A 21,144-nucleotide genomic window follows, 5' to 3' on the forward strand; every position below is an offset into this window, starting at 1 on the left:
CGCGCGGAACGGTCTGTGCCAGGCTCGGCTTTGTCGGTCGACCCACCTTTTGCCTGGTACGACGACACCGGCGAATGCGCCTCAGGCCGTGCTCCCGAACAGGACCGCGCGTCGGGCGGACCGCCGCTCCTTCTGGAGCTGAGGGTCGGCGACAGGGGCGGCCATCTGGAGTTTCCTGGTGTATTCGTCCTTGGGATGCATGGCAACAGTCCGGGCGTCGTCGAGCTCCACAATTTCGCCGCGATACAGCACCGCAATGCGGTCGCTGATGTTGTGAACGACGCCGAGGTCGTGGCTGATGAAAAGGTAGGCAACCCCGGTGGCGTCCTGAATGTCCTTCAGCAGCTTCAGGACTCGCGCTTGCGTGGTGACGTCAAGCGCGCTCGTCGGCTCGTCGCAGATGATGACCGACGGCTCCAACGCGAGCGCTCTCGCGATGGCGATTCGCTGCCGCTGCCCGCCTGAGAACTCACGCGGGTAGCGGCTAGCCGCGTCGCTGGGCAGGCCGACGGCGTCGAGCAACTCCCGCACCCGCGCCCGTCCTCCGCCGACGCCGGCCGCCGCCATCGGCTCGACCAGGATGTCCTCAATGCGCATTGAGGGGTTCAGCGAGGAGTACGGGTCCTGGAAGATCACCTGCACCTCGCGCGCGATCTTGCGTCGCGCGTTGCGCGAGATGTTGCTGATGGTTTCCCCGCGGTACCGGACTGTGCCTCCGGACACAGGAGCAAGCCCGAGGATCGCTCGTCCGATAGTCGTCTTTCCCGAGCCGGACTCGCCGACCATGCTCAGGGTCTCCCCGGCATGCAGGGCGAACGAGACGTCAGAGATCACCGTCTTGGCGTGCCGGCCATGGCCGAATGTAACGACGAGATTCTCGACCTCGAGGATCGGTTGGCTCACGACTCGACCTCCAACAGCTCGACGGCTCGCGATGACTCGAGGAGGTCCCGCGTGTAGGGATTCTTTGCTTCTCGGAAGATCTCGTCGACGGACCCGCGCTCGACGATCTCGCCGCCCTGCATGACGCTCACCGACTCGCAAAGGTCAGCGACGACGCCGAGGTTGTGAGTCACGAGGATCATCGCGAGTCCTCGCTCCCGACTGAGCTCTCGCAGCAGCTCGAGAACCTCGGCCTGCACTGTGACGTCGAGGGCTGTCGTTGGTTCATCGGCGATGATGATGTCGGGGTCTGGCGCGACCGCACCGCAGATGAGCACGCGCTGAGCCATGCCGCCGGAGATCTCGTGCGGATACATCTTCATCACTCGCTGAGAGTCGACGATGCCCACGCGATCGAGGAGTGTCAGGACGCGCTTGCGCGCTTCGCTCTTGGACATCTTTCGTGCGGCGCGCAGCCCGTAAATCAGCTGGTCGCCGATAGTGAAAGAGGGGTCCAGGTTCGACATCGGCTCCTGGGGGATGTATCCGATGCGCGTGCCCCGCGCCGCTCGCAGCGCCGCCTTGTCGCGTAGCAGATCCGCGCCGTCGAGCCAGATGCTTCCGCTGAGGACGACCGCCTCCTTGGGAAGAATGCCGAGGATTGAGAAGGCAACCTGCGACTTTCCGGACCCGGATTCGCCGACGAGACCGTGAATCTCTCCCCGCCGAAGATCGAAGTCCACACCGTGTAGCACCGCCCGCACCGTGTTCTGGCCGCTGGGATAGCCGACGCGTAGGTTGCGGATCGCTAGCACGGAGTCGGAGGAGCGCGAGTCGGCAGGAGCGGGCTGCGCCTCGCGGGCAAGCTGTCGGCGCCGCGAGGACGACAGGGGGTGCGCGGATCCGGCGGCCTGGAGAACGTCGCGAAGGGCGTTCCCGAGTAGCACCAGAGCGAGGATCGCGAGACTGATCAGGAGCGAGGGCCAGACGATGGCCACAGGATTGCGGAAGATGGAGCGGAACGAGTCCTGCAGCACGACTCCCCAGGAGGGTTTGCTCGGGTCGCCGAGCCCCAGGAAATCCACCCCGGCTTGGATGCTGATGCCCGCCGCGGCGACAAAGGCTGACTGAATGACGATCGGGCCGCGGACTGCCCAGAGGATGTGTCGTCCCACGATTCGTAGATCCGACAGCCCGACGACCTTTGCCGCGTCCACGTAGAGCTCGTTGCGCACGGAAACTACAACGGCTCGGACCAGCCGGAAGAAGTTCGGCGCAATGATGATGCCGAATACGAACATCGCGGCGACCATGTTGGGCCCCGTTAGCGCATACAGCGCGATCAGGAGAACGAGCCCGGGGAGCGTCATGATCGTGTCCGCGACGAACTCGAGGACCGTTTCGACCCTGCCGCGGTAGTAGCCGGCGATGAGGCCTCCGACGACTCCGAATGCCATCGACACCGCGAGCACGATGACGCACGCGAGCATCGTCTCTCGAGTGCCGTAGAGGAGACGGGAGAGCACATCCCGCCCGGATGAGTCGCCGCCGAGAGGGTGTCCGTCCGAGAACGGTGCCGCGTTTGTGGCCGCAAGATCGGTGAAGTTCGGGTCGACCGGGGAGAGCAGAGGAGCGAAGGCGCCAGCGGCTGCGACGATCAGCAGGAAACCGACCGAGAGAGCGCCGAGCGGATTGAGCAGGAGCCGGACGAGCAGCGGGCGAGGCTTCGCTCGCGGAGCCAGCACCGTCGCGAGCGAGGTCGTGGTCGGTCGGAGGCTCATCGCGCCCTCGCCTTCGGATTGAGTAGCGCGTTGGAGAAGTCGGCCAAGAAATTGACCACGAGCACGATCACGATGATCGAGAGGACGCCTCCCATGACCATGGGCACGTCGCCGGCGGTGGCGGAGAGAACCGCGAGCTGCCCGATGCCCGGGAGCGCGAAGACGAGCTCGACGAAGAGCGCGCCGCCGAGCAGCCCGATCATGATCAGGCCGAACGCGATGAGCCCTGGGCCGGAGGCGGTCCGCAGAACGTGCCGCAGAACTACTGCGCGTTCCGATAGGCCGCGAGCGCGTAACGTGCGGACGAAGTCGCGGGAGAGCGCGTCGAGCACGGCACCGCGGATTTGAGCGGCTCCGCCGGCGATCGAGCCGACGAGGAGAGCAATCACCGGCAGCGTGATCGAAGTGAGCCAGCCAGTGACGCTCTCAGCCGGTCGCACGTAACCCGTCGCAGGAAACAGGGGCGTGCTGACGGCGAACGCGAAAACCAGGATGACTGCGACGATGAATGGCGGCACAGCGGCCCCAATGCTCGCAAAGAATTGAACGACGCGGTCGATCCAGCCGCCGTAGTAGGCGGCGGCAACGCCCGCGAGCACGCTGATCACGATCGTGATCAGCACCGTCGCGATGGTCAAGGAGAGAGTGACCGGAACCCTGTTCGCGAGTGCCGAGGTCACGGCTTCACCCGTGAAGAAGGAGTTCCCTAGATTGCCGGTGAAGACCCCGCCGAGCCAGTCCAGGTACTGAATCAGGAGGGGGCGGTCGAGGCCCAGCTCCACCATGCGGCGCTGCACGTCTTCCTCCGTGGCACTCAGGCCCAGCGTGGCTCGGGCGACGCCCGGGCCGTTGCTGTACATAAGGCTGAACGTCACGATGGTGACCAGCAGAAACACTCCGAGTGAGCGTGCCAGCCGCGTGAGAAGAGTGAGAAGCATGAGCGGATCCGTTCCTCGACCGCCGCCGTTTACTTGAAGTCGATCAGGCGCGGGTGCAGCCCGAACGGGTCGCTGATCTCGTCGACGGTGACGCCGTCGCCGGAGGCGTACAGGTTGTCAGGCGACAGGATCGGCACGAACCAGGCCTGGTCGATGACGTACTGGTTGAGCTCCTGCTGCAGCTCGACACGCTGCTCATCGTCCGCCGTGAGGATCTGCTGCCAGAGTGCCTCGACGGTGGGATCGGACTGGTGAGAGACGTTCCAGAAGCCGGTGGGCAGAATGTGGATGCTGGCGTCCTCGAGCGACGAGATGCCGCCGACGGTCCACAGCGGAACCGGGTAGTCCCCGCTGAGCAGTTCCGCGATGGCGTCCGGGCCGCTCAGAGCCGTCTCCTCCACCGTGATGTTCAGTTCGGCTAGCTGCTGCTTGACGTAAGGCAGCATGACGGTCCACGCCTGGCCTTCCATCGTCGGAACCGTGAACGTGAACCCGTCCTCGAACCCGGCGTCCGCCATCAGCTGCTTCGCCTTCTCAACGTCGTACGGGTACGGCTCTTCGAGGTCCTCAATGTAGGCCTCGTGACCCTTTTGGAACGGCTGCCAGATCGGCTCGGCGTGGCCGTCATACAGGGAGTCAACAATCGACTGCTTGTCGAGAACCATGTTCATCGCACGCCTTACGTCGACATTGCCGAGCGCTGGGATCTTCTCGCCGAGCCGGTCGGTGAGGTGCAGCATGGTGAGCCCCGTGCCGGAGCTGGAGATGTTCAGCCCCGCGTTCTCCGCCTCTTCGTACGATCCCGCAGTGATGATGGTGCCGTCGATCTGGCCGGTCTTCAAGGCATTGAGACTCGCGGTCTCGTCGGCCAGGACGCGAAGCTCGAGGCGCTCGTAGGGGTAGGCGTCGGCGTTCCAGAAGTCCGGGTTCTTGACGAGCGAATAAATCGAGCCGCTGGTGGACGCACCCTGGTCCAGGGTGTAAGGCCCCGACCCGACCGGCGCTGCCGCTCGGTTTTCCGAGGCGAGGTACTCAGTGCTCGCGATCCACGGCAAGCAGACGCGAAGCTCCATGAGAGGCTGCGGGTCAGGCCAAGTGATGGTGATGGTCTTCTCGTCGGGGACATCGAACGTGATATCCCCGTAGCGGTCGGACGCGGTCTCCTTGATGACCTCGAACGAGGCCTGCACGGAGGCGGCATCCACAGCGCTACCGTCCGAATACTCCATCCCGTCCCGCAGAACCGCAGTGAACGAACGCCGGTCATCGCTGATCTCGAACGACTCGGCAGCCGCGGGCTCGAGACCACCGCCGGGCATGCACCGAACGAGGTTGTCGTACACAGCCTCCACACCCCAGCCCTGGTACGGCGGCTGGTCGACGACGTCCCAACCGCCCGTCAGGTCTGCGGTCATGCCGAGGCTAAGGGTGCTCGAGTCGCCCGAACCGTTGTTGTTCTCGGTTCCTCCGGCCGTGCATCCAGCCAGGGCGATGGCGGCCGCTGCCGGCACTGCCAGAACGGCGAGCGTGCGGCGCATTGTCGTACGCATGTCAACTCCTTTGTTGTGGTTGCGATTGCAGGTGTGGCACGTGACCGGGAAGGCCGGCCGTCCCGAGGCAAGGGTGACAAAACAGCGAAACCTCCGCCAACTGTTTGCGCAAAAACCGAACCCCTTTTCCATCAGGCCTTCCAGCAGCGACGATCGCCCGAAGCGCGGCGCCACTAGGGCCTCTCGGGGCGGTCGGCTCCGCCGGGTCTCGAGTCGACCCGACTGTTTGTCAGGCCACTCGACGAGCCGTCGGCGGCAACGTAGTTCCACTGTTGCGCCGGCGCCGGATAGTGCCGCGGCGCCGAAAGCGCGCCTCACCTGGCCCGCTCGCACCCGATCAATCGCGCCCAACGATCGAACGCAAGGCACACACGGGCAGCACAATCAGCGCGTGGCGGACGCCGAAGTTTGATGAGGGTGCTCGAAAGCACAAGCGCGAATCTCCTCCGCAAGCGTCATCTCACCAGTGTCGGTTCCACAAGCTTCTGAGGACGTACTGGAACTGCCCGCTGCATTGCCCTAGCGGCGATGGAGGCTCGCATTGAGCTCCTCTGCCCACCGATTGCTCGACGACCAATCTCGATCGGGCCCCGTCATTCATGCAGTTTCCGCCCGACGGGTCGGCACGGTCGGCACGACGACGATTCGACGTGTGAAGTGCGTGGTGCCTGCCTCAATCCGCTCGATGTGGCCGCCGACCTCGAGTGTCGCCGCGCATGCAGGGGGAAGGCGAACGTCTAGCAAGACCTCGTCACCGTCCCGATTCCACTCGACCGCGATCCTTCCGCGGACCGTGTCGATCCAGGAACTGGCCGATCCCAGCGGTCCAAGCACGTCCGGCGCGATCCTCACCTCCGAATAACCCGGAAGCATCGGCTCGATGCCGCCGAGCCGTCGAAAGAGCCAGTCGTCCACGGATCCGAACGCGTAGTGGTTCATGGACGAGCGAGACGGAGTACCGTCGGGCGCAACCGCTTCCCACGATTCCCACACAGTGGTGGCGCCAGCGTCGACGGCGTACAGCCAGGACGGCGCCGAGTTCTGCCAGAGCAGCGTCCTCGCGAGTTCCTTCTCTCCTGCTTCCCATAGGACGTCGAGCAGGTAGGGCGTCGACAGGAACCCGGTATCGAGGTGGTAGTCCCGTGCTTCAATCAGGCTTCGCAATCGACGGACCGCCGCGTCTCGCTGGTTGAGCGGGACAAGGTCGAAGGCGAGCGCGAGTACGTAAAGTCCCTGCAGGTCGAGCGGTAGTTCCCCATCTCGGACGTATTCGTCGATGAAGGCCGCGCGGATGTCGATCGCTCGAGTCGCGAGCCGTTCTGCGTCCTGGGTGCGGCCAAGAACGGAGGCGACGCGAGCCACAACGTCAGTCGTGTGGGCGTGAAACATCGCGGTGACAATCTCGCTACGGAGATGCGGCTGCGCCATGTCGACCGGATCGCCGCCCTCGGCCACGATGCTCGGAGCCAGCCAGTCACCGAACTGGAGGCCGGTATTCCACATCTTGCGGTGGCGCTGCACGGAGGCGGGGTCAGCCGAACCACCCGCGATCCGCTCGGGAAGTGTTGACGCCTGGTCCTGCTGGTAGTTGACCCATCGCAACATGGCCTCGAAGTTGTCGAGGAGCACTCGACGGTCGCCGTAACGCCCGTAGAGCGTCCATGGGACGAGCGCGATAGCGTCACCCCAGCCCGCGGCTGCGAGCACGTCGCTCGGTCCACCGTCGAGCATTGTCGGGATGATGGGAATCACCGGCTGAATGCTGCCGTCCGCCGCTTGCTCGGCACGGACATTCGCGAGCCACCTCTCGGCGAAGGCGCGGACGTCCATGTTCGTTGCCGCCGAGGCAGCGTATACCTGCACATCCCCGGTCCATCCTGCTCGCTCACGTTGCGGGCAATCCGTGGGGATGGAAAGGAAGTTGCCACGCTGAGACCAAACGACGTTACGGTGCAGCTGGTTGATGCGCTCGTCCGAGGTCCGCAAGTCCGCCGTGATTCGGAGATCGGACGCGATGACGATGCCTCGGGCATCAATCAGCTCGAAAGGCGCGGTAGCGGTGATAGCTGCATACCGGAACCCGTGAAAGGTGAAGGTCGGCTCGAACTCCTCGACCTCCACCCCGCCGGCGACGAAGAGATCGCGCTGATCCTTGTTCGGTCCGACGATGTTGTCGAAGAAGGAGCCGTCCGGAAGGATTACCTCCGAGTGTTGGATCGTCAGGACCGTCCCCACCTCGGCTCGCACGCGCAGACGCAACCGACCCGCAATGACTTGCTGAAGGTCGACAAGGTACGAGTCGGAACCGCGTCGCTCCACGGTTGCCTCTAGCTCCATAATCCGACGCACAGGCTCGCCTGCGAAGGGAACGAGCCCGTCCAGGTCGTCTCGCCGAACCTCCACAGCGTTCCAACCATCGGGCTTGAACGACGCGGTCGACCAGCCGTGCTGTTCGGACGCGGCGTCGAAACGCTCGCCGATGAAGAGATCCGAGTAGTCCCACCCACCGCGGTGCGATAGAGCCGCTCCATCGCCGGAGCACACGACGCGATGGCTACCGTCCGGGAAGCTAAGGGACAGCTGCCAGATCACGGCCAACTCGTCGCCGTACGGAGCGCTTGATCCCGTGATTCCGACACGTCCGGCGAACCAGCCGTCTGCGACCGTCATGCCAATGACGTTGGTACCTGCGGCGAGCAGCTCGGTGACGTCGTAGCACTGGAATGAGAGGCGCTGGGAGTACGCGTCATACCCGGGAGCCAGGACCTCATCACCGACCTCGGTGCCGTTGATGGCCGCGGTGTAGATTCCCCGCGCGGTCGCATAGAGGCGCGCCCGAGTCGGGGCAGACGCAAGTTCTAACTCTTGGCGCACGTGCTGCGGCGGGTGCAGCCGTTCCTCCGGTGGACCGATCGGGTGCGCGTTGTCGTCGACGATCTGGCGGATCGTGTACCTCTCCACGACTGTGCGTCGCTGATGCGGCACCAGCCACCGCGCCTTCCAGTCGTGCTTACGCAGAAGCGATGTTTCGAAGGTCGAAGCTGCTTCAGCTTCGGACCCGTCCGATGCCCAGACGCGCACACGCCAGGAGTAATGGGTGTCGGATTCGAGCGGGCTTCCGGCGTAGTTCACGTCGACGGAAAGCGAGCCTTCGCGGCGGCCTGTGGCCCAAACGACGTCATTCGCGGACGAGCGCACCTCAATGGCATAGGCCATTTGTGTGCGGCTTGCCGGGACCTTCCACCCGAAGAGAGGCGTCGCGGTCGCAACGCCGATGGGTTCTGTCATTCGCTCGACGGTGAGCTCGAACGGCTCCGCCCGATCGGTAACGCTGCCTTCGTCGGCGCTCGCGAGGAACATGGTCACCTTTCTGTCGAGTGTGCTCGAGTCGAACGAGCGGCCTTTGAGAGATGTTCTGGTCTCGACTCTCGAGACGCTTCTCAGGTTGACCGCGAAGCGCGAAGCACGGGTGGGCGGAACTCAGACGGTTCCACCCACCCGTCCGATCGTCAGGGAGAGACGACCACGCGCAGGCGTTCGATGTTGGAAACCAATGCGTGGACAGCGTCCCTGTCGCCGTCCCGTTGGGTCGTTACGCGAACGCTCACGAAATAGGTGCCGGCTGTCTTGAACTGGTGCTTGGTCGAGGCCGTCACGGTGCTACGCGGCTGCTTCACGGCCGGCCCGTCCTCGTACGTGCCGTCCCCGTCGAAGTCCCATTCGACCCTCACCACTTTCCCGACAGGTGCCTGGATTGTTGCGCTTAGCTTGACGGTCTCGTTCGCTTCGGCGCGAAGCAACCCTTCGCGGTCACCGTGCAGCTTGACGGTCGGCTGCAGCCCCTCCCGCTGGTTTGCCTTAGCGGGCAGGACGATCTGAGCATCCTCCACGGTGTAGACCGTGGAAGCGGGAGCAGGTTCGTCGTGCTCGACCCACGCTGACAAGTCACGCAGGGCCTGCTCGACAATCCCGTACCAGTCGACGAGACTCGCGGCCCGTTCGCCTGTGGGGGGCGCGTCCTGATGATCGGCGTGATCGTTGAAGTACACGCGGTAGGCGTCGTCGGCCGCGTCGCCGAGGCTCGCTTCTACTCGTTGGCGGTACCAGTCCGTGTGGATGGGCAACGCGTCCACGTCGTGAAGGTTGGAGACAACGATCATCTTTCCGTTGATCGATCCATCGAAGGCGGTATTGCCGGACACGAAGCCGGAGAAGCCTGGCTCTTTGACTGCTCGCTGTGGATAGAGCGGAGCGCCGTCTTCGTTCCGGAACTGGTCGAGCGCGATCCATCCGGCGTCCTCGGCCGGCAGTTGGTACCGGTAGGCGAAGCGCTTCGCAATGTTCCAGCGGTGGCCAGGCGTATCGCCCATTTCGGCGAGTTCCTGCCGGACACGCTCACCAAGGGGGGTCTGCTCGGTGCCGAGGTAGCCAGGCGCCTTCCAGAAGTCCTCCACGTAGGTCGGGTCGTAGGCGAGCGGTGAATCGGAGTCAAGACCCGTGCCGAAGTAGGCGGGGTCGTAGCCGAGTAGGTAGTTGGGGTTTTCCCAACCCTCCCACGGGATGCCGAGACGATGAACCTCTGTCAGCATGGCGCTCTCGGCGGCATCGAGTGTGGCGTACGGGTCCCCGCTGCCTCCGGGCAGCAGGGCGTCGCGGATGTCCGCGGCTTTGTCGGACAGGATGAGTTCGGCCGCAGCTCTGCCGTTGAAGTTGTAGCTGTTCGGTGTAGGCACCGCCTGCACCATCGGGACGAAGCCCTCCCACACGCCCGTCGTGTTCTCGGCCGCACCGACCGTCTGAAAGGACCCGCCGCTCGGACCGTACAGGTATCCGTAAATCTCGCGGTCGGTGCCGTAGTAAGCCGCCGCTAGCTTCTCCGCGAACTTGGCCGCAGCAGCACCATGGCGATACCCGAGCGAGACGGAACCGTTGCCAGCCTGTACGGCGTAGCCGCCGGTGGTCAGCGCGAAGCCGATGGCGCGGTCATCCGCCTTGGCCGTGTTCTGCTCCGGGGAGAAGGTCGTGGGATAGGTGAACTGGAAGAAGCGACCCTGCCACTGATCCTTTTGATTGCTGGCGTGTAAGTAGATGTTGAAGCTGATGTTGGTGCCCTCGAAATGACCCGAGATCCTCCGATGAGGAACGGGTGAGGCTACGTCTACTTCTTCGTCGACGACCGGCTTGTTGTACTGCTGGTCGATGCAGTCGTTTGTCACTTGCATCGCGCCTCGGCTGTCGACGGCGCAAGGGGCCGCGGCGGCGCTTGCAGCTGTAGCGGGCCCGAACGCTATCGAGGAGAGTATGAGTGCCCCAAGCGCCGTCGCAGCGCAGGCTCTCGTGTGGATTCGATTCATTGCGTCTTTCCATCGTCATTGGTGGATGTGGAGAGCAACCTTGGCGCGCGCGGCGCTTTGAAGGCGCATGTCGCAGTCAAGCTTGGGACGCGACCCGAAGCACGCCGCAGCTCGCTTTTTGCGCAAGCTGCTCATCGAGACCTCCCCTCGTTCACCCCGGGTCAGCACGCAGCGCGGAGGAGGCTGTACCGCTGGTGGAAGACGGAGGGCAACGGCCGACCTGAGGATCCAACCCGAAGCTCGCCGCAACAAACGACGGAATCGCTGCTAGGTGGCCGCGCGTCCACCGTTACAAAGAACTCGCAAGGGTGGACGAGCGGATTACTAGTTCGCTGGGAAGCTCGATGCGCTCGTAAGTCTCGCTCTCGTGCCCGCGAAGCTGCGCAACTAGTTCGACAGCTCGGCCCGCCATCGCCCGAAGCGGTTGACGCACGGAGGTGAGTGGTGGCTGCGCCCGAGCGGCACGTGGCTCGTCATTGAAGCCGACTACCCCGACATCTTCCGGGATTGCGCGCCCCGCCTGCCGCGCTGCTCGGTAGACCGTGAGCGCCATCTCGTCGTTGCAGGCGAAGACGCCCACGGGCGTTCGATCGGACGTGAGCGCTTGCAGCATCGCTTCCGTCACACGCGCATCTGTCCACTCCGAGTGCACCCGGATGATTTCGGCCTCGGGGTGCTGCTCCTTGATCGCGCGCCTGAACCCGTCTTCACGAGCGCGGCCGAACCGGTAACGCGGCTCGCCCGTCACGACGATGAACCGCGCGTAGCCGCTCGCGATCAGCACCCGGCCAGCGTCATACCCGCCCTGCTCGTCCGTGGTACCGATGCTCGCGAGCGCCCCTCCCGGATCGGATCGCGGCTCGAGAAGCACGATAGGAATTTGCAAGCCGCTTATCCGTTCCAATTGTGCCGACGTCGGACGGATGATTCCCAAGATCACTCCGGACGGTCGTCGCGTCGCGACGCGGGCCGGCCAGTCATCATCTGGATCTGCACGTTCGAGTGTCAGAACTAGGTCGAATCCCAGACGAAACGCGGCTTCCCTCGCACCGCTCGTGATGGCATCGGTCCACGCGTCGTCGAAGCTCCCAAGCACTACCTCGATGAGGCGAGGATCAAGAGTCGTCCGTCTGCCTCGAGCGCCCGTGGGCTTCTCATAGCCGAGCTCGTTCGCAGCTTGGAAGACGCGCTCTCGGGTCGTACGCGCCAGATCACCCCGTCCCGCCAACGCTCGAGACGCGGTCGCGACCGAAACGCCGGCACGGCGCGCGACGGCTTGCAGCGTGATCGACCCGTCAACCACCATCTTTGCCCCGTTTGCGCAACTCAGTCCTGCCACATTGAAGCACGCTTGCGGCGATGGGAGTGTTCTGGTGTTTGTCGCAGCATCTGCGTGCGGCTTTGGCTGCATCGCGCGAACAACGAGGGAGTTGGAGTGCTGAAGCCGGCTCAGACGCTCTGTGGACTGCATCCATCGGCTTGGCGGCAGAGGACCTTCAGCGCGCCTCGATCTCGTGGCGACAATCAACTTGCAGACCACGGAGAAAAACGATGAGCGGCACTAGTTTCGAGTCCAGTTGGACCGCGACCTTCATTTCGAATGGCGGCGTCGACGGCAACTTGCCCGTGTTCCGCCAGAGATTCACCGTTGCGAGTGAGGGAGCGGCCGCGGAGCTGCGGGCATCCTTTCACGGCATAGGTGTGATCCGTATCAACGGGGTGGTGGTCAGCGACAGCGTGCTGGAGCCCGGCTGGCAGAGCTATCGGCATCGATTGACGTACTCGACGACTGATGTCGCACAACTCCTGAGAGCCGGTGAGAACATCATCGAGGCCGAGGTCGGTCCCGGGTGGTACTCGGGACGAATCGGCTTCTTCGGGCAACGTGAGGTCTACGGCAAGAGTCCGGCCGTCATCGCCGAGTTGAGGATTGAGGAGCCCGAGGGGCAAGTGCACATCGTCGCCACTGACTCCTCGTGGTTCTGGCGACCCGGTCCGACGCTCTCCGCGGAGCTTTACGACGGCGAGCGCTACGACGCGAGGCTTGCGGCAGCGCTAGCCGCTGACTCGTCTGGATGGCTGCCCGTCACGGTGGTCGAAGAGAATCTCGCGCGTCTCGAACCTCCCACGGCTCCGCCTGTACGCCGAACCGAAACACTCCGACCGCAACAAGTCATCACAACACCAAGTGGCGCGACCATCATTGACTTCGGCAGAAACATCGTCGGGTGGACACGGATCCGCACTCGAGGCGCGGCCGGCACGCAAGTAGTCCTCAAGCACGCCGAGGTCCTCGAGGACGGTGAGTTGGGCGTGAGGCCGCTCCGATCGGCGGCCGCGACGGACTCATACGTCTTCAGCGGTCAGGGGGTAGAGCAGTGGGAGCCGTCATTCACCTACCACGGCTTCCGTTACGTGCAGGTCGAGGGCTGGCCGAACGAGCACTCCCTCGCCGACGGCATCGAGGCGGTGTTCGTTCACACCGATCTCACCCGCACGGGTTGGTTCCGCACCTCTCATCCGGGTCTGGCGCAGTTGCACGAGAACGTCGTAGCCAGCACGCGAGGCAACTTTGTCTCTCTGCCGACGGATTGCCCGCAGCGCGACGAGCGACTCGGCTGGACGGGGGACATAGCGATCTTCGCAGCGACCGCCATGTTCCTCTACGACGCATCGGGATTCCTACGCGGCTGGCTTCGAGACGTCGCGGCGGAGCAGCGCGACGACGGGCGCATCCCGATCTTCGTGCCGGAAGTTCCGTTTCCCGAGCGCGCGAAGGCGATTGACCAGTTCCAAGACGTTCGCGCGGCGGTCTGGGGCGACGCCGCAACCCTGGTCCCCGACGCCGTGTACGAAGCCACCGGCGACGCGGCATTTTTCGAGGAGAACTACGAGCTCATGCGGCGCTGGGTTGATGGTGTCGCCTCAGCCGTCGACGACGACCTCATCTGGCGGAATGGCTTCCAGTTCGGTGACTGGCTGGACCCGATCGCTCCGTCGGACGACCCGGCGGCCGGCGCTACGGCACCTGACCTAATCGCCACGGCGTACTTTGCGCACTCGTGCCGAGTCCTCTCGAAGGCGGCCGCAGTCACAGGCCGATCAGAGGATCGACTTCGGTATCAAAGGTTCGGCGACGAAATTGCGGCGGCGTTCCGTCGGAACTACATCACTACTAGCGGATTGATGACGAGTGACTCCCAGACCGCCTACGCGATCGCGTTGACACTCGACCTGCTCGACGACGACGACCAGCGCCGAGTAGCCAGCGAGAGGCTGGTCCAACTTGTGCGAGCTGCAGGTCACCGAATCGGCACCGGCTTCGTCGGCACCGCCCTCATCCTCGACGCACTCGCAGCGGCCGATGCCTTCGACGACGCGTACGCGTTGCTCCTGCAGACTGAGGTGCCGTCGTGGCTTTACGCCGTGGAAATGGGCGCGACGACCATCTGGGAACGGTGGGACAGCATGCTCCCCGACGGGTCGATCAACCCCGGTGAGATGACTTCGTTCAACCACTACGCCCTCGGCTCGGTTGCTCAGTGGCTGCACTCGACCGTGGCCGGGATCGCGCCTGCGGAACCGGGCTACTCGCGCATCCGCATCGCGCCTCGCCCGAGGGGTCCGATCGTCGATGCTGGCGCCACGCATCACACGCCCTTCGGCACCGCGTCCGTTGACTGGGCGGTGAAGGACGGGGAAATCAACGTGAGTGTCGTCGTACCCGATGGCACCGTCGCCTCCATCGAACTGGAAGGGCAGACGCCAGTCGAACGGGGCCCGGGAACACACGAGTTGCGCGCCCCTCTCCGCGCGCATATGGATTCAGCTGAAGAAGCTGCTTCGAACCCCGCTCGTCGATCTCTGAGGTGATCTCCTGGGACCACGGCCGCGCGTTGCTGATCGGTCCGACGGTTCAGCTCTCGCTCGTGTCGAGGTCGTCGTCGGAACACTGCAGATCAGTTCCCCCGGGCAGCGAGATCCGCGCCGGCGGTGATGGTTACCCCCGCTGTCGCGCCCTCCGAGGTCACCGTGACGGCAATCCGTCCTTCGCTGGTGGGCCGTACGACGGCTAAGGCGCGCCCGTCAAAGGTTGTGCACGCGGCGGCGTCGAAGCGCTCCATCGTCGACGGCCGAGCGGAGCCTAGGGCCACAAGGGCGCCCGGACCACTTACCGAAACCTCAACGACGCTGTCCCTTGCAGTGTTGAGGTATCCGAGCTGATCGCGGAACTCGACGGCAACGTAGGCGAGATCAGTGGAATCGGCTCGGATGTGAGGGCGGTCGACGCTGGCCACCAGGACACGGTCCTGTGCGGTGTGAAGGATCGTGCACTCACTGGCCCGACCTCCGCGGAAGGCGATCGCGGACAATTCGCCGGGCTCGTAAGCGACATCGAAACGCGCGCGGTACCCGTGTGCGGACCCTGCTGGTAAGCGCCCCAGAGAACGTCCATTCAGAACCAATTCGATCTCGTCCGCATCGCTGTAGACCTCGACTTCAGCGCGCGCGTCAGCTGGCAGGTCCCAGGTCCAGCTCGAGACCGAGTCGCTCCAGGCCCACTGCGACTCGAGTTTGCGCCGACCGTACTGCTGCGGGCGAAGTACGGCGATGTATGGCTCCTTCCGGAGCCCGTACACAATCTCCCGGTAGTACGACTGCGGACGGCGATGACCGGTGATGTCCAGATCGCCGGCCCATGCCGTGAGCCAGGGGAACTCCGGGTCGCCGCCTCCTCGAATCTCCGGGTCGTCGGTGTAGTCGGTGCGCCCTAGTCCCACTTCGCCGAGGTAGTCCCATCCCGTCCAGGTAAACCCGCCGATCACGTGGTCGTGTGCAAGAGTCGCCGCCCACGACTTGGCAGTCACGCGCGGATTCGTTTCTGTTCCGAGAACTACGCGGTTGGGGAAGATCGACGCGTCCGAGGCGTAGCGCGCCTCCGCGTAATTGAGGCCCGCAATGTCCACGGCGGCGTGGGACTCAGCGGTCCGAGTGGTCACGATGTCCGACACGGTGACTTCCTCGAAGAACTCGTTCATCTCGTTCATTACGTCGTTCACGCCGCGAGCGGTGGCGCTGGCCAACCGGTTCTTCAGGTCATCGATGACTTCACCCGCGACGGCCCAGAAGCTGCTGATCGCGGTGGTGACGAACCGCGTTTCATCACTGGAACGAATCCGCTCGGCGATCTCCCTCGAGAGCGAGCCACCGAAGCCTGAGCCGTACTCGTGAATCTCGTTGCCGATGCAGTACAGAACGACGCTCGGATGATTGAAGTCCTTTCGCACCATCGCATCGACATCGCGAGCCCACCATTCTGGGAAGTCAAGGGTGTAGTCGTACGGCTTGTTCATCTCGGTCCAAGCGTCGAACGTCTCGTCGAACACGAGCATGCCGAGCCGATCACACGCGTCCAACATCGCGGGGCTCGCTGGGCAGTGCGAGCTACGGATTGCGTTGAACCCTGCGGCTTTCAATAACTCGATGCGACGCTCGTCCGCACGACGGATGGTTGCAGCACCCAATGGACCGTTGTCGTGATGAATGCACGCGCCTCGGAGCTTGATCGGCTCGTCGTTGATGCGCAAGCCGTATTTCGGGTCCAATCGAAGGGTTCGGATGCCGAAGGTCGTGTCCACCTGATGATCGACTCCGCTCTTCTCGTCGTGCAGACGGGCTTGGAAGACGTACAGGTTGGGATCCTCGACACTCCAACGTTGCGGGTTCTGGACGTAGAGCCGGTTGCGCATCGTCGTCGTCGTATTGGGGCGAATCGTGACCGGGCTGTGATCGACTGCGACGACCCTCCCGTCGCCGTCTCGCAACTCCACCTGCAACGTCAGGGTCTGCGTAGTCGGGCTCGCGTTCCGTACCAGCACCGCCGTCTCGACCACAGCGCGCTCGGCGTCGACGTCCGGAGTCGTGACCCGGATCTCGTCGTCCACGATGTGTGTGAGTGGCGTGACGACGAGGTGAACGTCCCGGTAGATGCCAAGGCCGGTGTACCAGCGTGAATCCTGCCCCGCGCGCGCTTCCACGCGCACGACATTCTCCTGGCCGTACCGCAGCTGAGCGTCGAGGGGAACGCGGAACACTGAGTAGCCGTACTTCCACTGACCTGCGAACTCGTCGTTCACATACACCATGGCGTCGCGGTACACGCCTTCAAACTCCAGCGTCGCTCGCCGCTCACGCCATTCCACGGGCACGGCGAATCGCTTGGTGTACTCGACCTCTCCACCGGGGAAGAACGCGGCCGACGCGCCCCCGATGGCCTCGGCGGATCGTTCGAAATGAATCATCGCGTCGTGGGGAAGAGTGACCTTCTCCGATCCAGCGCCTCCCATCAGATCGGTGAATCCACTGATCTTTCGACGGACCGTCCAGTCGTCGTTGAACAGGTGCTTGCTCATGGTGCTCCGTTCGAGCTGATTCGTGAGCGCGCAGGCTCCAGGCTCATAGGTGTACCGACGGGAAGGCTCGGCCGGCTTGTTCCATCGTGCATACTCGTCAGCCTGGCCGTGGGCAACACGGCGAACGGCGCTTGCGCAAATCGGAGTCACATGGAGAGCGGTCTGTCAACCGCTCTGTAGCGTGGGAACCCCCGCCCCTTGCGGTGTTGCGCGCCTGCCAGCTTGAGCAGCGTCCAGGGTATGAGAAGGCAACCCGTGTCGCTCGTCGGCCGACTCGAACAACGCACACTTTCTGGCGCGCACTTCCCACGCCGAGGGCTGCTGATCCTTGCCGCTGCAATCTTCGTGTCCATGTCGACCGAGTTCCTGCCCGGCGGTCTGCTTCCCAACATCGCTGCTACTTTCGGGCGACCGGTGACCGACGTAGGCCAAATGGTCACGGTCTTCGCTGCCGCCGTAGTAATCACCACTACGCCGCTAGCGGGACTCACTCGTCGCGTACCCCGCAAAGCACTCGCCGTGGTCGCCCTTGTGGGCATCGCTTTTGCGACCGCGCTCACCGCTTTCGCTCCGACGTTCGAGATCCTGGTGATCGCGCGTGGGGCAGGCGGCGTGGCGCACGGCCTCTTCTGGTCTGTCGCCGCCGCTTACGCCGCCGACCTAGTTCCTCCTGATCAGCTCGGGCGCGCCACCGCGCTCACCGCGGCTGGAGGTTCCCTCGCGGGAGTGCTCGGGGTGCCGCTGGGCAATGCGCTCGGTCAGGCCTTCGGATGGCGGATGGCGTTCGGAACTCTCGCTGTTGTCGCGGGGTTGGTGGTAGTCCTCGTCGTCCTCTTGCTGCCGGCGGTCACGCACCCGACCGCCTCAGACGTCGCCGACCGGAATCGCTCGGGTCGAGGGTCTTCCGCCTTCCCTGCCATCTTCATCATCTGCTTGATGATTCTCCTTGTCGTAACAGGGCAGACGAGCTACGGCACGTACTCGGTGGTGTGGCTCGGAGAGATCGCATCGATTCCGTCCGACGCGATTCCACTGTTCCTTCTCGCCACAGGCCTCGCGTCACTCGTTGCCGTGTCCGTTATGGGGCGTGTCGCAGACCGCTACCCAGACGCTTCGTTGGTGGTGGCGATCGCGCTGGTAGCAGCCCTCAGTGCGCTCTTCCTCGTTACGGCTGCTTGGAGCGTCGCCGCGCTGGTGCTCCTTGCGCTGCTGCAGGCGATGGTGTTCGCGGTCGTGCCGATGCTGCTTCAGGCCAGGATGATGCGGATCGTTCCGCCGCGCCAGCGTTCGACGGCGGCCGCGCTGCAAACCACCGCTTTCAACATCGCGATTGGGGGCGGCGCGGTAGTCGGCGGCGTTGCGATAGACGAGTTGGGGCTCCGGACGCTGCCCCTTACCGCTGCAGCCTTCGCCGCTGCGTCGTTGCTCGTCCTGTTAGTCGCAAGGCCGCTGATCGCGCCCCCCTCCGCCTCGTCCCGGACCAGCCTGGAAGCGCGCAATTCTCGTTGACCTCGCCCATCGCAACGCAGCGCTCCGTGCTGACGAGCGCGTAGTTCCGCCGCGCGACGACGGCGTGGTCGGTGGATATAGGCACGGGAGCCCGACGGACCCCTGCAGCGGTAGGCCCACCCCTGTCGCGCCACAGCAGCAGACACAGCAGCTGTGGTCGTCCAACTAGAGCGTCGTCATCCCGCCGTCGACGCGGAAGAGTGCACCCGTGGCGAAGTCGGACTCGTCGCTGGCGAGGTAGATCATGATGCCCTCCACATCGCCCGGACGCCCCGGCCGCCCGAGCGGGATGCGAGACACGATCGCCGCTCGGGACTCGGCATCCTGCAAGATCGCTCTTCGGACCGTGGAGCCCCGATTTCGCGATGGGATGGGCGCGGCGCGGCGCGGTTTCGACAGCCGTCATCGCGAACTTGAGGCGCGGCCGTTGCTACAGCATCCTGACTCGACTGCAACAGCAACAGCCGCCCGAGAGCTCGCACTCGCCTCTGCGCGACCTCGCGGAGCCTCTGCCAAGCAAAGTGTCGCTAGTGACACACAACGACACTTTGCATGGCTCAACGACACTTTGTGTGATCCGCCACAGACGCAGCTACACGCGCGGCATGTCCGCGAAGCGTGAGAAGTGCCCGTGGAAGCCGACCGTGATCGTCGCGGTCGGGCCGTTGCGGTGCTTGGCCACGATGAGGTCGGCCTCGCCCGCACGCGGGCTCTCCTTGTCGTAGACGCTCTCACGGTGCAGCAGGATCACCATGTCGGCGTCCTGCTCGATCGAGCCCGACTCGCGCAGGTCGGAGATCACGGGGAGTTTGTCGGCACGCTGCTCGGAACCACGGTTCAGCTGAGACAGGGCGATCACGGGCACCTGCAGCTCCTTGGCGAGCAGCTTGAGCGCACGGGAGAACTCCGAGACCTCCTGCTGGCGGTTCTCGACCTTCTTGCCCGACGTCATGAGCTGCAGGTAGTCGATGATGACCATCTTGAGGCCCGCCTTCTGCTTGAGGCGACGGCACTTCGCACGGATCTCCGGCAGGGTCATGTTCGGGCTGTCGTCGATGTACAGCGGAGCGTCGTTGATGCGACCGCGGGTCGACGCGATCGTCGTCCAGTCGCGGCTCTCGACCGTGCCCTTGCGCATGGCCTGCAGCGGCACGCTGGCCTCGGCCGACAGCAGTCGCATCGCGATCTCGCTGCGCCCCATCTCGAGGGAGAAGAAGATGCTCGGCATGTCGTTCTTGACGGATGCCGCGCGCGCGAAGTCGAGGGCGAGCGTCGACTTACCCATGGCGGGGCGGGCCGCCACGACGATCATCTGCCCGCCGTGGAAGCCGTTGGTCAACTGGTCGAGGTCGGCGAAGCCGGTGGGCACGCCGGTGAGACCGTCACCGCGGTGGGCGGCCGCCTCCATCTCGTCGAGGGCGGTGTGCACGGCGTCGCTCAGCGGGACGTAGTCCTCCGACTCCGACTCGCTCATCACCGAGTAGACCTCGGCCTGGGCGCTGTTGACGAGGTCGGTGACCTCGCCCTCGCTCGCGTAGCCCATCTGGGCAATGCGGGTGCCGGCCTCGACGAGGCGGCGGAGCACCGCCTTCTCGGCGACGATCGAGGCGTAGAAGCCCGCGTTGGCCGCGGTGGGCACGAGACTCGTGAGGCTGTGCAGGTACTCGGGGCCGCCGGCGCGGCTGAGCTCGCCCGACTTGGTCAGCTCGTCCGTGACGGCGATGACGTCGGTGGGCTCGCCGTGCGAGTACAGGCTGAGGATCGCGTTGTAGATCAGCTCGTGCTTCGGCATGTAGAAGTCGGCGGCACGCACGACCTCCAGCACGTCGGCCACGGCGTCCTTGCTGAGCAGCATGCCGCCGATCGCGCTCTGCTCCGCCAGCAGGTCGTGCGGCGGGGTCCGCTCCGCGACCGCGCCCTGCGGGCGAGGCGAGTCAGCGAGACCGAGATGTGCGATCGACACAGTGATTCCCTCCGTGCTCCCCAACACCGAAACGGATGTCTTCGGCTTCACGGGAAGGTGTAGCCGCACCCCACGACATCGGTTCCCGCGGCAGGCTCACCCCGTCCGAGTCGTGCGCCCACCGTACGGACGGCCCCGGCGCGGCGCCAAACGCGGCCTGTGGATAACTCTGGGGAGAAGTCTCCGGTTCATCCGCAGTTCACCGGATCGGCATGTGGGGAAGACTGGGGATAACCCCTGTGGGGAAGAACCCGCAGAGGTGCTTGACCAGGACTTTTCCTCGTCACAGGATGTGGAATGCACACACCTTCGACCTGTGGTTCAAGGTTGTGGGAAATCCGGTCACCCTGTGCACAAACAGGGGGATAAATGACCCCACAAAGGGGGGAACCTTACCCCCTCAAGGGGGGCTGGTGGGCCGCATCCTCGGAGCCGCTAGGGGCGCCGGATCCACGACGACGAGCGCCCCGACCGGGATCAGCATCGCCCGTCATCCGGGCACCTCGACGACGACACGCGGTGCCGGCGACCGGTCGATCGCCGGCGACTGGTTCAGCGCGAGCTGCGACGTGCGGTAGGGCGGTCCGGCCTCGACGGGAGGAATCGGCGGTCGCGCCCGCTGAGCCGCCCTGAGCGCCGCCTTGCAGGCTCATGGGCGGTGTGCGAGGGGGACGGCGGTCTGAACGCGTGAGAGGGCGGCCAGCGCCCGCTCTGGGCCGGAAAGAGCACACCCGGCTCGCTGCTCGTGCCCTCC

Annotated in this window: 13 protein-coding genes; 3 read left to right on the forward strand and 10 right to left on the reverse strand. The window is 64.7% G+C overall.

The features are described 5' to 3' along the window. Positions 1-81: 81 nt before the first annotated feature. The 7 genes from JUB10_RS08000 to JUB10_RS08030 form a co-directional block, all read right to left on the reverse strand. Positions 82-903, reverse strand: coding sequence for an ABC transporter ATP-binding protein (locus tag JUB10_RS08000; RefSeq protein WP_207455303.1), 822 nt, complete (start codon positions 901-903; stop codon positions 82-84). Further along, positions 900-2,663, reverse strand: a complete 1,764-nt coding sequence (locus JUB10_RS08005; protein ID WP_207455304.1) for a dipeptide/oligopeptide/nickel ABC transporter permease/ATP-binding protein — start codon at positions 2,661-2,663, stop codon at positions 900-902. Before JUB10_RS08005 ends, JUB10_RS08000 begins: the two co-directional genes overlap by 4 nt. Beyond that, positions 2,660-3,601, reverse strand: a complete 942-nt coding sequence (locus JUB10_RS08010; RefSeq protein WP_207455305.1) for an ABC transporter permease — start codon at positions 3,599-3,601, stop codon at positions 2,660-2,662. The genes JUB10_RS08005 and JUB10_RS08010 overlap by 4 nt, the downstream gene beginning before the upstream one ends. A 29-nt stretch (positions 3,602-3,630) precedes the next feature. Then, a complete protein-coding gene (locus JUB10_RS08015) occupies positions 3,631-5,325 on the reverse strand; it encodes an ABC transporter substrate-binding protein (protein WP_207455306.1) in 1,695 nt (564 codons plus the stop codon). Positions 5,326-5,748: 423 nt separating this feature from the next. Further along, positions 5,749-8,511 (reverse strand): alpha-L-rhamnosidase, encoded by a 2,763-nt coding sequence (locus JUB10_RS08020; protein WP_242682388.1) that lies wholly within the window; start codon positions 8,509-8,511, stop codon positions 5,749-5,751. A 149-nt stretch (positions 8,512-8,660) separates the two neighbouring features. Beyond that, positions 8,661-10,367 (reverse strand): PKD domain-containing protein, encoded by a 1,707-nt coding sequence (locus JUB10_RS15045; RefSeq protein ID WP_207455310.1) that lies wholly within the window; start codon positions 10,365-10,367, stop codon positions 8,661-8,663. A 427-nt stretch (positions 10,368-10,794) separates the two neighbouring features. Next, positions 10,795-11,811, reverse strand: coding sequence for a LacI family DNA-binding transcriptional regulator (locus JUB10_RS08030; RefSeq protein WP_207455312.1), 1,017 nt, complete (start codon positions 11,809-11,811; stop codon positions 10,795-10,797). A 245-nt stretch (positions 11,812-12,056) separates the two neighbouring features. Between JUB10_RS08030 and JUB10_RS08035 the strand changes: the two genes are divergently transcribed. Next, entirely contained in the window at positions 12,057-14,378 is a 2,322-nt protein-coding gene (locus tag JUB10_RS08035; protein ID WP_207455313.1) for an alpha-L-rhamnosidase, read from the forward strand. An 86-nt stretch (positions 14,379-14,464) separates the two neighbouring features. On the opposite strand, the gene JUB10_RS08040 is transcribed toward JUB10_RS08035, so the two are convergent. Further along, entirely contained in the window at positions 14,465-16,918 is a 2,454-nt protein-coding gene (locus JUB10_RS08040; RefSeq protein ID WP_207455314.1) for a glycoside hydrolase family 2 TIM barrel-domain containing protein, read from the reverse strand. A gap of 255 nt (positions 16,919-17,173) precedes the next feature. On the opposite strand from JUB10_RS08040, the gene JUB10_RS08045 reads away from it, so the two are divergent. Beyond that, positions 17,174-18,427, forward strand: a complete 1,254-nt coding sequence (locus JUB10_RS08045; protein WP_207455315.1) for an MFS transporter — start codon at positions 17,174-17,176, stop codon at positions 18,425-18,427. A gap of 165 nt (positions 18,428-18,592) precedes the next feature. On the opposite strand, the gene JUB10_RS08050 is transcribed toward JUB10_RS08045, so the two are convergent. Both JUB10_RS08050 and dnaB read right to left on the reverse strand, forming a co-directional pair. Further along, the gene (locus JUB10_RS08050; protein WP_242682331.1) at positions 18,593-18,757 is read right to left on the reverse strand and encodes an SDR family oxidoreductase; all 165 of its coding nucleotides are present in this window, start codon (positions 18,755-18,757) and stop codon (positions 18,593-18,595) included. A gap of 262 nt (positions 18,758-19,019) precedes the next feature. Next, positions 19,020-20,390, reverse strand: a complete 1,371-nt coding sequence (dnaB, locus tag JUB10_RS08055) for a replicative DNA helicase (protein WP_207455316.1) — start codon at positions 20,388-20,390, stop codon at positions 19,020-19,022. A gap of 413 nt (positions 20,391-20,803) precedes the next feature. Here dnaB and JUB10_RS08060 point away from each other — a divergent pair, with 413 nt between their 5' ends. Continuing rightward, positions 20,804-20,968, forward strand: a complete 165-nt coding sequence (locus tag JUB10_RS08060) for a hypothetical protein (protein ID WP_207455318.1) — start codon at positions 20,804-20,806, stop codon at positions 20,966-20,968. The last annotated feature ends 176 nt before the right edge of the window (positions 20,969-21,144 follow it).

This window comes from Desertivibrio insolitus, from assembly GCF_017355965.1.
Classification (GTDB): Bacteria; Actinomycetota; Actinomycetes; order Actinomycetales; family Microbacteriaceae; genus JAFIQW01.

Bases quoted from the DNA above. Each gene is read 5' to 3' on its own strand.
- JUB10_RS08020 (WP_242682388.1), bottom strand. From the start codon at position 8,511: ATGTTCCTCGCGAGCGCCGACGAAGGCAGCGTTACCGATCGGGCGGAG.
- JUB10_RS08010 (WP_207455305.1), bottom strand. From the start codon at position 3,601: ATGCTTCTCACTCTTCTCACGCGGCTGGCACGCTCACTCGGAGTGTTT.
- JUB10_RS08005 (WP_207455304.1), bottom strand. From the start codon at position 2,663: ATGAGCCTCCGACCGACCACGACCTCGCTCGCGACGGTGCTGGCTCCG.
- JUB10_RS08040 (WP_207455314.1), bottom strand. From the start codon at position 16,918: ATGAGCAAGCACCTGTTCAACGACGACTGGACGGTCCGTCGAAAGATC.
- JUB10_RS08035 (WP_207455313.1), top strand. From the start codon at position 12,057: ATGAGCGGCACTAGTTTCGAGTCCAGTTGGACCGCGACCTTCATTTCG.
- JUB10_RS08030 (WP_207455312.1), bottom strand. From the start codon at position 11,811: ATGGTGGTTGACGGGTCGATCACGCTGCAAGCCGTCGCGCGCCGTGCC.